Annotated in this window: 14 protein-coding genes and 1 pseudogene; 6 read left to right on the top strand and 9 right to left on the bottom strand. The window is 39.1% G+C overall.

Annotation, left to right across the window (positions count from 1 at the left end; all coding sequences use genetic code 11):
* Positions 1 to 90: 90 nt before the first annotated feature.
* Positions 91 to 558, top strand: a complete 468-nt coding sequence (locus H027_RS0115455; protein WP_024873348.1) for a hypothetical protein — start codon at positions 91 to 93, stop codon at positions 556 to 558.
* 60 nt (positions 559 to 618) lie between these two features.
* Here the strand turns inward: H027_RS0115455 and H027_RS0115450 are convergent, their stop codons facing one another.
* The 4 genes from H027_RS0115450 to H027_RS18055 form a co-directional block, all read right to left on the bottom strand.
* Positions 619 to 1,005, bottom strand: a complete 387-nt coding sequence (locus H027_RS0115450; RefSeq protein WP_024873347.1) for a hypothetical protein — start codon at positions 1,003 to 1,005, stop codon at positions 619 to 621.
* 81 nt (positions 1,006 to 1,086) lie between these two features.
* Complete coding sequence (locus tag H027_RS0115445; protein WP_024873346.1) at positions 1,087 to 1,476, bottom strand: hypothetical protein; 390 nt, start codon at positions 1,474 to 1,476, stop codon at positions 1,087 to 1,089.
* Positions 1,477 to 1,662: 186 nt separating this feature from the next.
* On the bottom strand, positions 1,663 to 2,064 hold the full coding sequence (locus tag H027_RS0115440; protein WP_024873345.1) for an H-NS family histone-like protein: 402 nt from the start codon (positions 2,062 to 2,064) through the stop codon (positions 1,663 to 1,665).
* A gap of 149 nt (positions 2,065 to 2,213) precedes the next feature.
* Positions 2,214 to 5,075: a UvrD-helicase domain-containing protein gene (locus H027_RS18055; protein WP_202593498.1), complete on the bottom strand. Its 2,862-nt coding sequence runs from the start codon at positions 5,073 to 5,075 to the stop codon at positions 2,214 to 2,216.
* A gap of 597 nt (positions 5,076 to 5,672) precedes the next feature.
* Between H027_RS18055 and H027_RS0115430 the strand changes: the two genes are divergently transcribed.
* Entirely contained in the window at positions 5,673 to 6,518 is an 846-nt protein-coding gene (locus H027_RS0115430; protein WP_024873343.1) for a hypothetical protein, read from the top strand.
* 154 nt (positions 6,519 to 6,672) lie between these two features.
* Here the strand turns inward: H027_RS0115430 and H027_RS18050 are convergent.
* From H027_RS18050 to H027_RS0115400, 5 genes and pseudogenes are all read right to left on the bottom strand, one after another.
* A pseudogene (locus H027_RS18050) lies at positions 6,673 to 7,747 on the bottom strand (IS3 family transposase).
* A 232-nt stretch (positions 7,748 to 7,979) separates the two neighbouring features.
* Positions 7,980 to 9,932: a hypothetical protein gene (locus H027_RS0115415; protein ID WP_024873341.1), complete on the bottom strand. Its 1,953-nt coding sequence runs from the start codon at positions 9,930 to 9,932 to the stop codon at positions 7,980 to 7,982.
* Entirely contained in the window at positions 9,913 to 10,596 is a 684-nt protein-coding gene (locus tag H027_RS19025; protein WP_024873340.1) for a phospholipase D-like domain-containing protein, read from the bottom strand. Before H027_RS19025 ends, H027_RS0115415 begins: the two co-directional genes overlap by 20 nt.
* A 2-nt stretch (positions 10,597 to 10,598) precedes the next feature.
* Positions 10,599 to 12,215: a VPA1262 family N-terminal domain-containing protein gene (locus tag H027_RS0115405; RefSeq protein WP_024873339.1), complete on the bottom strand. Its 1,617-nt coding sequence runs from the start codon at positions 12,213 to 12,215 to the stop codon at positions 10,599 to 10,601.
* A gap of 572 nt (positions 12,216 to 12,787) precedes the next feature.
* Positions 12,788 to 13,096 carry a DUF2845 domain-containing protein gene (locus H027_RS0115400; RefSeq protein ID WP_038150066.1) on the bottom strand — a complete coding sequence of 103 codons (309 nt, stop codon included), beginning with the start codon at positions 13,094 to 13,096 and terminating at the stop codon, positions 12,788 to 12,790.
* A 221-nt stretch (positions 13,097 to 13,317) separates the two neighbouring features.
* Between H027_RS0115400 and H027_RS0115395 the strand changes: the two genes are divergently transcribed.
* The 4 genes from H027_RS0115395 (at position 13,318) to H027_RS0115380 (ending at position 15,381) form a co-directional block, all read left to right on the top strand.
* Positions 13,318 to 13,560 (top strand): hypothetical protein, encoded by a 243-nt coding sequence (locus H027_RS0115395; RefSeq protein ID WP_024873337.1) that lies wholly within the window; start codon positions 13,318 to 13,320, stop codon positions 13,558 to 13,560.
* Between the two features lie 80 nt (positions 13,561 to 13,640).
* Positions 13,641 to 14,075 (top strand): GNAT family N-acetyltransferase, encoded by a 435-nt coding sequence (locus tag H027_RS0115390; protein WP_024873336.1) that lies wholly within the window; start codon positions 13,641 to 13,643, stop codon positions 14,073 to 14,075.
* A gap of 53 nt (positions 14,076 to 14,128) precedes the next feature.
* A complete protein-coding gene (locus H027_RS0115385) occupies positions 14,129 to 14,866 on the top strand; it encodes an NUDIX hydrolase (protein WP_024873335.1) in 738 nt (245 codons plus the stop codon).
* 50 nt (positions 14,867 to 14,916) lie between these two features.
* Entirely contained in the window at positions 14,917 to 15,381 is a 465-nt protein-coding gene (locus H027_RS0115380) for an acyltransferase (RefSeq protein WP_024873334.1), read from the top strand.
* Positions 15,382 to 15,723 lie beyond the last annotated feature (342 nt).

The following is a 15,723-nucleotide window of genomic DNA, read 5'->3' as shown; positions in this document are numbered from 1 at the left end:
CAAAATCTCTATAATATCATAATATATTTATCAACTTAATTGATATCATTGCTTTGTTTGTTGTAAACTATAATAAACAGAATAATAAAAATGAAACCAATAGTCATTAAATGCAGTCAATTTTCTCTATCTATCATTCAAAATAGAAATGCAATCATCTATAACCTTTTCGTAGATCGCGCTCTTGAGCATGAAATCCTGTCTCGTTTGGCTTTAGGCAAACCATTTAAAAAGCGCAGGGATAAAATAAATGCGCTTACTTTAGAATCTTTAGGCAAAATAGATCAAACTGAAGGCTTCGCGATGGATAACAACTATAAAATGAAAATACGTCATCTTTTCCAATTTTATATAAATAAAATAACCTCTGATTTTCGTAATGATGTGATCCCCCGCTTTAATACATTGCAAGACTACAATGGCTTTTTGCGAGCAATCAATGAGTTTATGGACAGAGAAATTAAAATTGGAACGCCTCGATTAACACTGCAATTTGCACAGCATTATCCCTGTTTTGAAAACAAAACAAGCAAAATTCCGGAAAACTCGTTGAATTAGGTTGTGTGGATGAGGCAATTATTATTTTTATTAGCCTCATCATCACGGATGAAAGGAAGGTTAGCGGGTTTGCGTTACTGATCGGTATGACGGTTCCTGATAAAGAAAACAGGCCTCACCAGTGACATACATGAATAGCACGTTAAGCGCTTCTTCAATCGCCAGTAGTTCTGTTACAGGACATTCTCGCTGGTACATCATCTCGCGGATCGTATCGACAATATGATGCTTTTCAAGCGCATATGCCAGCATAAAGCAGTAAGCCATGCGTTCCGAGTAGTCTAAGGATGAAATCAGACCTTGTTTTAATTGCGCAAAATGTCCTTGTGTAACTTCAATTGGTAAAACAACAAAAGAACCTTCATTTAACGTTTTAGCTTTACGCAGCCAATTCGTATCAATCACATTCCAAATTTTAGTTAGAGCAACCTGAAAATTATTAGCCATAATTATTTCCTCAAATTAAATATTCATGAATACCGTCCCTGGCTGATATTCCATTTTTCCATTCTTCATTTCCATTCCAGCTTAGTGTCTCATTAGTTTTGAACTCTTAAAGGTTTCCGTACCGTCGGTATATTTAACGACAATACCCAGCGATTGCTCCATAAACTCCAAAGTCTGGATCGGAAAAACACCTTCTCGAATATAATTACTAACTTGTTCAAGAAACTCATGATCTTGCAGTTTAATCAATACAAAGTGCAAATAAGCCAAACGAACCGTTAATGCATTATCAGAAAAATCATAATTCTTAATATGCTGCATTTCATTGGATGAAATAAACACCTCTTTGTCTTTCTGGCTTTTTAATTGTTTCAGGGTTGGCCTTACCATCCCTAATACATTTGCAGCAGCATAATAAATTTCCATATCAACATTGAAAGCATCTTTACAAATAGACATAGCTACGTCCATAAAGAACTCCTTAGTAAGAATTTAAGGTAAATGAATTTTCAACCGCAATTGGATTATAGTAAATAATTTTTAAAAACCCACAAAAAAGGCAATATTTTTTCAATTATTTTTAATATTTTTTCAAGACGTGTTTCATGGCAATAAAAAAGGATGCTTTTAGCATCCTTTTAATAAATCCATTCAATATTAAATGGAGAATTCACTTAATGATTTACCTTCATTTAATGCTTTTTGAATTGTAAGTGGTGTACGTCCCTGACCAGTCCAGTTTTTTTCATTGCCATTTTCATCAATGTATTTGTATTTCGCAGGACGTGGTTCTCTTTTACCAACTGATTTAGCCGTATCAGTTGATGCAGAAATTAAATCAGCGATATCCAACCCTTTTGAAGCTAATAAAGCACGCATTTCTTCAATTTTTTGCAAACGCGCAGATTCTTTTGCCTGATTTGCAGCTTCTGTTCTACGGCGTTCTTCAACAATATCAGTCAGCTTTGCAAAACCTTCCTGCAATTGTTCAAGCGTTAAATCACGAACAGCCGCTTTTAAACTACGCGCATTAGTAAACGTTTTGATGAAATCACTCATGGTTGTACCTGTAATTTTCAAATAAAAAGGTAAACGCTCTGGAGAGCATAATAAAATTCAAGCGGGACTGCGTCTTGAAGCATAACAAATGCAGTCCTATCTTATCTGAAAAAATCCAGTTTGCATTTTTTCGCATAACTAACCGTGAATTAATGGTTGGCTTTTAGTGTATAACCGCAGCTCGGTTTTTCTACACCGCGATAATTTGAGCAACCATAAAATTGGCCATATTGTCCTTTACGTAAAATCAGATCTCCACCACATTGCGGACAAATTTGAATACGAGTCCGGCAGTGTATATTCACACACGTACGAGAGCCGTTGGCTTCACTCATTTCCGAATAGCAATTCGGACATGCATGGCGAATATGTTTGCAAAGCGGGTAATTGGAACACCCCATAAATTTACCACGAACACTGTCACGCAATATTAACGTGCCAGTCTTGCAAGTAGGACAAGGTAATGCTTGTGCATTTCTTTGTTCCAGTGTGCATTCAAACTCGTCTAACGCTAGTGGATAGCCATCCTCAATAAGCTCTTTAATAAACTCAGACGCTTTCAGCATATTGGTGACAATAACGACTTTATGTTTCGCACGCGTCAATGCGACATAAAATAAACGCCTTTCTTCCGCATCCGGAAAGGCTTCAGTCTCAGGTTGCAAAGCGTTAATGAGTGGATGGGTTACAATCCCCGAAGGCAGCCCATATTTTCCCTGTGTTAAGCCGAGCAACACCACATAATCAGCTTCCTTTCCCTTGGATGCATGAATAGTGTCATACCTAAATTCAAAATTTGTCCGATACTTCTGCTCAATGGTTTTACGGCATTCCAGATTGGGCAGTAGCTCTCTAAATCGGGCCAGGAAATACACACTTGAGCCAGGCTTAGCCTCTCTGGCGAGTGACACAAGAATTTCATCAACAGCCTGCGGTGTCTGTTTATTGGTTCTCATCAGCGAAACCGCCCGATTTTCAACCTGGCGATGTGATGTAATTTCTTTTTTCAATTGAATTGGGTTCTTCAACACAAACCGACTGGCGATCTCATTAATGCTGCTGTTGAAACGGAACGTTTTATCCAGCTTTGTGATTTGAGTATACCCAAAGAATGTTTGAAACTCTGAAGTGAGATGAATATCGCTTCCTGTAAACCGGTAGATAGACTGCCAATCATCACCGACACAGAACAGTGAGCCTTCTGGTTGTTGGTCATGTAAGGCTTTTACCAGCTTTGCTCTGGGTAACGAGATGTCCTGATATTCATCAATCAGAATATATTTCCAGCGGGAATGGTAAAGCCCATCCCTGACATAATCATAAGCCAGACCAATCATGTCATCGAAATCAATAGCTCCCTCACTTACAAGCGCTTGCTGATAAACTTCAACAATGGGTTTTAAGAGTGTCATCGCAGCCTGCATCTGGTCGGGCTTTTTAGCTTGGAGGATTTTTTTAGCTAATTCTTCATCGGTCAGATGAGCATTTTTATATTGAGATAACAGATCTGATAGCAGCCTTGAAAAGGCTGTAATGGCCCCGAATTCGCGTAGGGTTTCAAGCACCGAGTCAGCAGGTAAAGGTTCAAATACCACTCCGACTTTCTTCAGCTTTTTCTCAAGCTCCATGAGGAGTATTTGTTCCTGCTGTTCATAGTGGAACGTCTCAATTAATTGGGTGCGATGTTCAGCATGTAGTGCCCGCTTCCACCGCATCCCTTGCAGATATTTTTCCCGGTCAACGTAAGGCGCTGTGTTGCTTTGTCGGTCGATACCAAAATGCTCGATGTAGATGTCATATTCCGGCAAGTAGAAATCTGGCTGATAAGTACGGAATTCTGGTGTACGGGTATCAATCTTATATTTCGCTTCATATTGATATTCGATGCCGTTTTTAAAGAGATAATTGGCTATCTGACATTCAGCAAAGCTTTTTACCTTTTCATTCTTCAGTGTCCGGATTTCATTATCGTTCAAGTAATTGATGTAATCGCCATAGGACTGAAATTCGAACGGATTTTCCTCAGGAAATAACCATTTTTCAAAATACAGCAGCAATTGCTGACGATAGCTTTCATCCTGCTGAAGCTTCTGAAAGGTTTGCTCGACCAAATAGGTCTTGAGTGAGGCATCTTCAGCGTACTTCGAAATACTCGGTTTGCCATGTTCCACCGCCGCCAAAATCTGAAGGCCAAGACTATGGAAGGTATTGACCGAAACACCATCAATACCTAATCGGGACTGGAGACGTTCACGCATCTCCTGCTGCGCTTTGTTAGCAAAAGCTAATAGCAATATTTCGCTTGGATCTGCCAGACCACTTTGTACTAAATAAGCGACACGCCCAATTACGGTACTCGTTTTCCCAGTACCTGCCCCCGCCAGAACTAAGTTGTTATTGTCATCAACAATGCACGCTAACCGTTGTTTATCCGTTAGCGGTGATGATTCGACGGTATCGAATAGCGAACCATAGCGTTGCAGTTGCTGATTGATATGTTGCTCACGGGATGCTTTTAGGAACTTGAGCGGATTTGTTAGGATTTCGGAAACATCAAAAAATAATTGCTCAATGTTTGCCTCCAGCAAGCCAGTCGGAGGCAAAGCAGGTAGCCATGCCTTGTCTGTTTCAATTCGCTGTTGCAGCACTAACCACTGTGATGAGCGAAGATAATGTGGTTTGTGTAGCTCTTCTCTAATTTCTTTCAGCCAGGTTTGTACCTGCCCTACCCGACTTAAATACCAAAAGGTATCAATTTGCTTTTTAGCAAATAACGCCTGTGTTTTAGACAATCCACGGAGTTTGAACAATCCCTGCGACGTTTTGAATTCCACCGTATGGAAAAACAGCCATGAATGCGTCGCCGGTAAATGAGTCAAATCAGCAAAGGGTACTTTTGATTTCTTCTGATTTTTCCCACAGAAATTCAAATCATCGGGTGAGATAGAGAGCCTGTTTACACCGTGAGTAAACAGTCGAAACAGAAATGATGGTTTGAAATCAAAACACAAATTCGACATAGGTTAGTGAATGTGCATGAGTATTGTTTGAATCATACTTTAAAACCCCAATGAGGTGTAAATGCCCTTTTGCTTCAGTGCATTCAACGAGAGTCGAGTGTTTAAGTTGCAACTCTTTGTCTACAGAGGTCCTAGGTGCAGAATCCGTAGCTCGGATTTGCCCCATTCCTTCTTAGTCTCATTGTTCATAACAATTTTGGATATCTGAATTTACCTAATTTTTCTAATGCTACATGGAGCCTGTAATTTTTATGATCTAAATGGCTATTGATAAACCCCCAGCTACGTTGGGATATGTTGCAGCCCAAAAACCACTCCAACGCAAGAGAGACATATACGGCATTTTTCGACCAATAATAAGGCTACTTCCCAACGCATACGGTTGCTAATGGCTAACGCTATCAGCAACACAAATCAAAATCTTGTTGTTATTTTTTTTTGCTAAAAAATACTGTTATTCTATAAGCAAGCGTTAAGTCAACTGAGAACGAACACAATTTTTTTCATTGTCTCATTTTCTTTTAAATTTATTCACAATAAATAAACAATAGCCACAAAATTATAACGGAGGAGAGAACTGGAGATTGCTTGTATTCATGGCTATTCCAACTGCGTAAAAGCAGTGTTTCTCACAAAAATATGAATAAAAAACTATCAATCGCTGCGGTCATTATTGTTGCCGCGCTGACCGGGTGTGCCACTCAGGGAAATTTTTCAAAATATACCGATCACATTAAGATAAAACCTATATCTCGAAGCCCAGTGACTGGTTATTCAGAACAACTCATTGCTTATCAAGGGGATGTACTAAAAACCACGGTTAACTACAAATCTGGTTTGCCCGTCATGGTCGCGCCAACCGATATAACATTTAGCATGTTGTATGAAGGCACCCGTTACCCAATCACGGTAAAAAAAGGGCAATATGAAATAGCTGGTACATTTGCCTGGGACGACTTTAAATTTATGTCTCCATCGGACAACAAATATAGTCAGGTAAACTTAATTCCTATTGCTGGCTCTGGGGTTATGCCAGGTGTAACCAAAATTGCATTAACTGGTTATATAATTAGCGGTACTGTCATGAACTGGCTTTATGCAATTCAGTTAGAAAGCGATCATGAATGGTATGTCATCGCTGATTATGACATGCGAAAATCATTGCTTAATGAACGTGTCTTTAAGTTTGACGCCACCAACGTTAGAACTGAAACAGTAGATATTTTTGGTGGTCGTTCTGAACCGGTGTACTTCATGGGGACTCGGGATGGCGTCATGGGATTTAATTGTGGTAATCGTGCCACAATGACGATTTCCGGCATTTCGACAATGGGCCGTCAACATCAACAACGTGTCGGAGCGTGTAACCAAACACTGGTTATCGATTCCTTCGTGGGCGATAATATTATCTATTATCGCACCAAACTCCGGTAGTCAAAACGCTAACTGTCTACAAAAGGGTCGGTATTATCCGACCCTTTTTTTATTTCTATGCCGCACCGTGCAAAAAACCTTGGAAAAAATCCCGTTTCAGCACGGCTTTGTCCATGGTAATCCTCCCATTTTTAACCGCAGTTAAAAGTAGAGGTTATGCGGCCATCAATGGTGGCTTACCGCCATTGGCTTTATGTGGCCGTTCATGATTGTAAAACCACAACCACTTTGTGGCATAGTCCTGAACTTCTTCAAGCGTATCAAATAAATGTTTGCTTACCCAGCTATACCTGATCGTCTTGTTGTGCCGTTCGATGTACGCATTTTGCTGCGGCTTGCCTGGTTGAATGTAATCAATCCTGATCTCATGCTTTTTCGCCCATTCCGTAAATTCGTGGCTAATAAACTCCGGCCCATTGTCGCAGCGGATTGCGAGTGGTTTTGTTCGCCATTCAAGTAGTTGGTTTAGGGTTCGGATCACACGCACTGTCGGTAACGAAAAACCTGCTTCAATCGCAAGCCTTTCACGTTTAAAGTCATCAATCACGTTGAACAGTCGATAGCTTCGACCATCAGCCAATTGGTCATGCATAAAATCTATCGACCACACTTGGTTCGATTTCGTTGGCTCTTAAAGCGGTTCTGGCGCATTTCGTTTTAACCTTCTACGTGGCTTTATCCGCAGATTTAACGCCAATTCGCAGTAAATTCGATAAACCCGTTTGTGATTCCAACCAAAACCTTTGACGTTACGCAAATAATGAAAACACAGCCCAAAGCCCCAATCTGTTTCTTTCTCTGTTAAATCAACGAGCAAGTCAGCAATTGCAGCATTCTCATCGTCATGATGCGCTGGTATCGGTAGCAGGTTTCGCTAATGCAAAATGCAGCACAGGCTAAACGGATGCTGATTTTTCGATTAGCAACCGCATCTTGTGCCATCGCTTTGCGCTGCGACGGCTTTACCACTTTTTTGCCATGGCTTCCTGGATCACTTCGGCCTTGAGCCGCTCTTCGGCATACATTTTTTTCAGCCGAGCATTTTCAGTTTCAAGTTCCTTTAAACGAGCCATCAGCGATGCATCCATGCCGCCGAATTTAGCTCGCCATTTGTAAAAACTCGCCGAACTCATGCCATGCTCCCGGCATAATTCAGGAACAGGTGTGCCAGCCTCAGCTTGTTTGAGGATCGCCATGATTTGGCTGTCAGTAAATTTTGATGTTTTCATAAAGAATCTCCTGCGTTTATCGTACGAGAAAACTCTACTTTTGACGCCAGTTATTTTACGGGGTGATTACCATCCCATTTTCTATGTCTTTTCGCGCCTTGTGTTATTTCAGCATAAAACAAGGAGTTGTGACTGGTATCACCTTCCCTCCAGAATACTGATACGCACGTAGTATCCGAGCGTTAGACAACCAGCGTTGACCACTGGTTCAGCGTATAAAATGACAGTCACTCTAGCTATCTAGTAATCGTTTGGCACATTTTTCAATGACTTTTAGATCTATACTATATTTTCGATCACTAGCGCTTTTTATCAGTTTGATATCATCAACAAGTTCAACAACCCTAGACTTCGGTAGTTCGATTTTGTTTAGCAAATGATCTTCATACCCTATAGCATATTCAATGAACCTCCAAAAAAATACAACGTCATGAGTTGACTGCTCCACTAAATCTGCAAATGATGGTTTATCTCGTGAATCGAACACTTCTATTTTTCCGACTTCAGAGTCCCAATGTAGACGCCTTAAAAACAGCACCAGCGAAGCTTTTTCCCACTTCTCTATATCAATGAAATAATTAATCTCTTTCATTTCATTAGAAGCCCCTAATAGTGCTCGATATAAGTTTAGTATTTCATCTTTTGAGATATTTTTTCTATCAATATACTGTTGAACTAGCTGATCTAAAGTAGCAATCCCGACAGAAAAAGCTAACCAAATTAACTTTACAGCTTCTGTACTTCCTTTGTATCGATCTAATCTACTATCCTCGATGTCCCCAAGCTCAACGATTTCTCTTAATAACCTTGTGTTAGACCATAAATGTTTCCAATTAGAGGTAGGAGATTCTGACATAGCAAATGAGTATGCTAAGAATTGATTAGATGGGCTTGGGATTTCTTGGCCTTGCATATTAAACAAACTGGAACTTTCGATAAGCTGCCTACCTTTTTCTGTTTTCCAATCTTCGAACTTGAGGTTCCATTCATCTATAAACGATTCACAATCTTGAGGTTGAATAAAGCCGTTGTATGAATGAACTGTTAGAACAGACCTATATATCCAATTCTCCCACAATGGCACTTCCTTCGATAAGACCTGAAATATGCAGTCTGATGGTAGTGATTTTCCAATCTCTTTAATTAGCGAATGATTGATGAAATTTGGCGAGGTTACATTATCCTCATCAGAATCATTTGAGACAATAATCTCTCGCATTAACCAAGTAGACCAGCGTGCAAACAATGGGAGTGCATCACTTCTCTTGTTTAACAACGCAGCAATAGAAGAAGTTAATTCAGCAATTTCGGCTTTGGCTTTAGCTTCATCTTCTGAAGGTAAATTAAATTGAGGCAAATGGCTTACGGCTTGTTGAACATTCCTACGTGCTGCAACTAAAAGTAGGGGCAATAGAATAGATCCATTCCATCCACCATCTTCAGAGAATGCAATTGGAGCAGACTTTACAGCATCTTCCCAACAAGAGTAACAGTTATCGACACCTATAGCATAAAGGGTCGCATCAATCAGATAAGGGTTTTCGGAACTAGATATCTTTTTGATAAACTGTGTTTTATCAAAGGTTTTGAATACGGAGAATAATACAAACTCACAATTATACAGCCATGAATCGCCACCTCTTAATCCCCACCAAATCTCTGTCAGCTTTTCAGATGTTTTTTTCCAGCGGTGTAATAGATTATCAACTGACTTTCCATATCTATCAGGGATTAAATTTCCCTTATTCAACTCTAAAGCATCAATTACTAGTTCCGAAAGAGTAATAAATACTTTTCTATCTTTAGGATGAATTTTAGCATGAACAAAAATAGAATCCTCTAACCAATACATAATATTGTTGGAATGATAAAAAATATTTTTTATATTCAACCATGTATTTAAGCTCGGGGACTTTACCATTGCTAATACACATGCCCACGTAGATATAAGATCTAGATAATCTTCAGTTGAATAGTCCACATCAATATTTTTAATGATATGTTTTATTTCTGATTGAAGCTCTGGGTATTTAACTCCATCTTTAACAATAGAATCAATTAAAGTACTGCATTTTTCTAAAAAAGACTCTTCATAATTTTCAATAAAGAAACTTAATTCCTTTCTTACATCAATGCCATCTGTATAAGATTCATTTTTCTTTTCTCTAGGCCATTTTATTTTCATTTTTGCCTACTATACCTTCAGTTGACCACACTAATTTAAAAAATTCTATTGCGCCATGCTCGTTTGCATCCCATCCTCTAGTCGCAGCGCTAACTAGAGAGTGAAAACCGCCAACTGTAGCGCCAAAATGCCAAAGTTCATCATCTATTATTGCAAAACGGTCATGAATATAATCAAAGTTTGTCGTTAAATTAAACTTAATATCTATATCACATATTGTTAAACCTTTGCTTTTTAGTCCATTAAGTAACTGAGCGTGCTCCTTAAATTGGATTAGTATATCATTATCAATATTTTTATTCTCAATAGTATTATGAGACTTGGTAATCACTTTAATATCACAAGCTTCTAACGTCTCATGTAACTGGTCAATTATGAATTGGATTCTATTTTGTCTGCTATTCTTATTATTTTCTGGCTCAAATATATATGGATCAATAATCCAAATTCTTTCTTTTGCGTTAGAAATAGCAGTCCAAAATGTTTGTAATGGATTAGTCATAAAGGCGTTTTTTCTATTCACTATAGCATCCATTTTTGGAAACTTACTTAAATCCCCATTAGGTAAGTTACCAAACCCTTTCTGTGCAGGCCACAATATTTCATTTTCAAGCTTAGTAATTTTTTTTGATATATTAACTTTTGGAGCAACTTTATTAAACACGGTTAATCTCCAGCTATATCTTTTATACTTTTTATATAATCACTAAACTTCTCTGATTTATTGTGAAAATCCCTTAAAGCGGAAAGTACTTCATCTGGGTTAGGTAGCTTAATTACCATAGATGCTCTACTCCCTAACGTATTAAGAGAGTTCCCCATGAACCATACATCATCATCAATAACAAGGAATCTATCGTGCAGCTCAGGTGATTTACCATTTAAAACCATTACATCAAAGTCAGGATTCCCTCCTTTTTTTATCCGTTCAACCTCTTCATTGAATTGCTGCACCTTGGCTTCGACACTAGTGGAAAGATTTTTAGTTCTCCCATCTTCGTCAGTTGGCGTGCTACTTTCAAAGGCTAATCTAGACGTCAATAGCTCGATTTTTACATCATTACTAGTTATAGCTAATAAGAATTGGGGGATCTGTAAAATACCAAAGTACGGATCCGCAATAATGACTCGACTCCTAGCTCTGCTTATTCTTTGTCGAATAAAAGCCATAGCTTCCTTTCTAGTTCCTTTTCCAAACCATTTTTGATCAAGTCTAAATGCTTCTGACAGTCTCTCACGCGCTCTAGCAGCAGTTCCAACTCGTGCATTAACATTGGGTGGAATATGGTCATAGCCATAATTGGAATTACTTCTTGATATTCTATTCACTTCATAATCAATACTGCTAGCCTTCTTTGATTCTCCTATAGGTACGCGTACCTCTCTCGTTTCGCCTACTACTCCAATACTTACATTTACAGCTCTTAGATACCCCGTAGGCTGATGGTAAGCTAGAATGCCGTGAACAGGGTGAGTAACAACATAACCATACTTCCCAATACAACTGCCTTTATTGACCTTTATAATTCCATTTTTCGGGACATCTAGTACTTCAAAACTTGATAGTAAGCTTGCTTGTTCGTCAAATGTTATAAGCTTCAGATCCTCAAGTGTTTGCCCAACTCTCGGAACGAATCTATAGAAAATATATTCATCACCATTACTATTGGTGTTAGGTATAACGAAATTATCAATCTTACTTATCACAGGATCGGGAGCTAGTAATACAATACTTCCCAAATACTCGGGATGAGAGTCAAGTTTAATGTGCAACCTTCTTGCCAAAAAAGTCAGCGCAGAGCTATCGTTCAATATAGCTTCGAAACCTTTACCATCGCCAAAACGACGGTGAACTCTCGAAGAGGTATTTCCAATAAAGGGAGCAGGATCTACCGTCTCTAGATTTGAAAATAGACTATTGTTATAGGGTAATCCTAGAGTTGGCCAAATAGGGTCATCAATCATTTTTGTATTTCTGATTGGCATACCATCAAATTGACTATCTCGATCTGTATTACAAGAAGGGACTGGTGTTACGGGCGTCTCTTCCATAGCTCTGTACCATTTCACAGCATCTTTAGCTGTTAATACAGTTCGTCGGAAGTATAGAGTTCCCCCCTTCCTAGGGAGCTTATGCGTCTCAACTCCATTCATTATCTCGGGCTTAGTTCTTCCTTTGGGTAATAGATGCACACTCGCAAACAACAACCGTTGGTCAAATGTAGCAAGTCGAACTTCCGCCCACTCAAAGCCTGTTAAAAACTGAATATCACTGTTAGTCATATATCACCAAAAAAATTTGAACGCACGAAACACGCAGAGATGTGAAAACAAAGATGAAGAACGGCACAAATCTACTTAGTTAACGGCTGCTGTATACATCGAGAGAAGCTAGTGTTGGGAATAGGGGACAAATCGCACTTATCAAGAAACCAATAGATTAAAACCCGATAAAAACATGCAACCATAATAGCACAGCTTATTATATCTTATTGAAAACAGTGCTTATTAATACAGAAAGAGTCCTATCAAAGATAACATAATGAGCAGTTTTTGGTGATGCTCCTAAACTAAGCGCTACAAACCTCTACCATTGGCACAGTGTTATCTTACGCAGCGATTTTATAGAACAACGTTTTTGCTCTGTTAAGTTGCTGCTTATAGAAGCTACAATCGAAAATCCCAGATACTTAGTACTTCCTGTTCGCATAATAAAATCTAATCCAATCTCTTGAATTTTGGGAAAGCTGCCAACTCATTTTTGTCCAAAAGCATTATATGGCAGAAAGATTGTGGTGCAAAACGTAGTTCAAATGAATTCTGACTAAGAACTGACCCAGCCAGTGTTGTTTTGATTATTCGTGACGTGGGCCATCTTCAATGTGCGTGATCACGCCATTTTCGACTGTTACCAGCGCCATGAATTTATCTTTTCCCATATCCATAGTGAAAATTTCGCCCGTTTGAATGACTGATTTTGACCCATTTTCATTCTTTGTGACTGTCGTTTTCACATCTGAGCTTATCGGTGTTCCACATTTCATTAGCATTTCTGATTTGGTATCCCCAACCGAAATGATTGAACTACCACAGCGCATTGCTCCTTCTGCTAGCACTGATGTTGAAAGCAATACACCGACCAGTAATAACCCAATTTTTTTCATTATTCTTCCAATTATTTGATCATTGAACGCTAACATTTATAGGCTTAAATTTTACAAAAGCAAACTCATGTGACTCAACTTTGTTTACAGCTTCCTGATACCCTCCAAAATACGTAGCTGTGAAGTATCAGGTTTCATTTGCTAACAAAAAAGCCATTCGGCATCATAATGCGATCGTGGCGGAATAGTTTTTTGTGGATCAATAATTCGCTGAGGTATAAATGAGCACGCTTGTGATTGAAAAATTCATCAATGGGCAATCCAACGTCACAATCAACATTCCTTTCTTCGTTGTCCGGGCAGCAAAGAAACTTATGCCTACAACGGTGCTGTCTGCATTAGCAGATAAAGGGATCGATTTATCCGCTATTATTCAGGCAAACAAAAGCCACCAGATCTATTCATCGACGTTGCGGGTGAAAGAACATGGCGTTGAAAAAGTTATCGTTGTATCACTCCAATGAGATGTCAGACCCCTCACGACACACCAATATTCTTACATCCATTTTATGGTGATCGTTATCATTTGGACTGGGACAATTAAATGGAATTAAGATGGCGTTTCGTATCTGATGATCTGGACTGGCACGCGCTGGCTGCCATGTACCATGCCGCACCTCTGGGTAACAAAACCGCGGATGGTTTAAAAATCGCATTCAACAACAGTATGTTTAAATGTTTTGTTTATGATGCAAATAATTTAGTGGCTGCGGGACGCGCTTTAGCGGATGGTGTTGACTGTTCTTATATCTGCGATGTCGCAGTTTTACCCGAATATCAAGGGTTACACATCGGCAAAGAGATCGTCTCACGATTGATCAATTTATCCGCAGGCCACAAAAAAATCATCCTCTATGCCGTTCCTGGTAAAGAACCTTTTTACCAAAAATTAGGCTTTAAACCCATGACTACTGCGATGGCAATCTTCGAAAATGAAGCAAATGCTGTCGCGCAGAGATACATCATCAGTAATGAGTAAAATCCGCCTTCATTTTTAACTCTTTTACTTTAGATACTCAGAAGGGCCCTGCTGTGAAATTTGAGCTAGATAAATTTAATGGTGTTATTGTCGACCCACTTTCTATTCCTGACAGCGCTGATCAATTTCATAAACACCTATCAGAAATCATACACTTTGCTGTCACTGAAAATAAAAACCTGATCTGGTTAACGCTACCAATTGATAAATCACATTTGATCAAACCCGCTACTGATCTGGGTTTTGTCTTTCATAATTGCCTAGAATCGGAATTAACACTGATCCGTAAGGCCCCTTCAACCACATTTGTTCCTTTTATCCCGACACATACCTTGGGAGCTGGTGCGATCGTGTGCAATCCACACCAGCAGATCTTAGTGATCAAAGAACACGGCATGAATGGTTATAAATTGCCGGGCGGCCATATCGAACTGGGCGAACGCATTGGATCAGCCATAGTCCGAGAGGTATTGGAAGAAACGGGGATTGAAGCAACGTTTGAATCGATAGTCGGCTTTACCACCAAACATCCATTCCAGTTTGGAAAATCCAATCTGTATTTTGTGTGTCGATTAACGCCGCTATCCGAACGCATTTGTATTCAAGATACAGATGAAATCGAGGATGCAAAATGGGTATCCATTTCCGAGTATATCAATGACGAAAGAAATGCCCTCTTCAATCGACAGATGATTGCATCATTAGTCCAATCGTCAGGGTTAGCACTTATGAAACTAGACGGTAATGACGGTCCACATAAGAAACAGGAAACCTTTTTTGCTCAAACTTAAAATAACAATCCGGAACTCAATAAGATGGAACACTGCAACGGAGTCATAAAATGGCAAAACCTGTAATACGCCGATCCGGTATTCACAACATGCAGTTTGGTCATAATGTCACCATTATCGAGCCAGTGAATTTGTATGGCAGTCAAATTGATGATGATGCTTTTATTGGCCCTTTTGTTGAGATCCAGAAAAACGTCGTTATTGGTAAACGAACCAAAGTGCAATCGCATACGTTTATCTGCGAATTTGTCACGATCGGTGATGATTGTTTCATAGGACATGGTGTCATGTTTGCCAATGATTTATTCAAAACTGGCATCCCCAATCCGGATCCACAATCTTGGGGAAAAACGAATATCGCAAATAATGTTACGATTGGTTCCAATGTGACTATATTACCTGTCAAGATCTGTTCTGGTGCGGTTATTGGTGCTGGCGCCGTGGTAACAAAAGATATCAGCACTCCAGGTACCTATCTTGGTAATCCGGCAACCCTCTCCCGCGCATTTGATTGAATGGCATAATACAAATTCCGTATTTCTGAACTGTCCTATTTGCATTAATAGGGTAATCACTGTGGATGTATTGATTGTTATTGATATGCAGAAAGTACTGTTTCAGACACCGTGCTATAACTAATTTTTTGCGGCAAAATAGAGGTAAATTTACACTTCATTAGCTACAGTCGCCAACTCGGCATTGTTGTTTAATTACATCATGTTCTTGCATAGTTTTATCTATGCGAACGATGAAAACAGATACCTGGTTTCAACTATATTGTGCTATCTTTTCTCTATTGGGTCATTGCAATTGGCTGTGTCAATTTGTAATGAAATTGCAAGAATATTTAGATAACC

Origin of the sequence: Tolumonas lignilytica (assembly GCF_000527035.1) — a bacterium.
Taxonomy (GTDB): Bacteria; Pseudomonadota; Gammaproteobacteria; order Enterobacterales; family Aeromonadaceae; genus Tolumonas; species Tolumonas lignilytica.
Note: the sequence above shows the minus strand (reverse complement) of the source record. Positions and strands in the feature narration are given on the sequence as shown.

Coding starts and splice junctions, on each gene's coding strand:
- H027_RS0115455 (WP_024873348.1), top strand. CDS start 91: ATGAAACCAATAGTCATTAAATGCAGTCAATTTTCTCTATCTATCATT.
- H027_RS0115450 (WP_024873347.1), bottom strand. CDS start 1,005: ATGGCTAATAATTTTCAGGTTGCTCTAACTAAAATTTGGAATGTGATT.
- H027_RS0115445 (WP_024873346.1), bottom strand. CDS start 1,476: ATGGACGTAGCTATGTCTATTTGTAAAGATGCTTTCAATGTTGATATG.
- H027_RS0115440 (WP_024873345.1), bottom strand. CDS start 2,064: ATGAGTGATTTCATCAAAACGTTTACTAATGCGCGTAGTTTAAAAGCG.
- H027_RS0115415 (WP_024873341.1), bottom strand. CDS start 9,932: ATGAAAATAAAATGGCCTAGAGAAAAGAAAAATGAATCTTATACAGAT.
- H027_RS0115405 (WP_024873339.1), bottom strand. CDS start 12,215: ATGACTAACAGTGATATTCAGTTTTTAACAGGCTTTGAGTGGGCGGAA.
- H027_RS0115400 (WP_038150066.1), bottom strand. CDS start 13,096: ATGAAAAAAATTGGGTTATTACTGGTCGGTGTATTGCTTTCAACATCA.
- H027_RS0115395 (WP_024873337.1), top strand. CDS start 13,318: ATGAGCACGCTTGTGATTGAAAAATTCATCAATGGGCAATCCAACGTC.
- H027_RS0115390 (WP_024873336.1), top strand. CDS start 13,641: ATGGAATTAAGATGGCGTTTCGTATCTGATGATCTGGACTGGCACGCG.
- H027_RS0115380 (WP_024873334.1), top strand. CDS start 14,917: ATGGCAAAACCTGTAATACGCCGATCCGGTATTCACAACATGCAGTTT.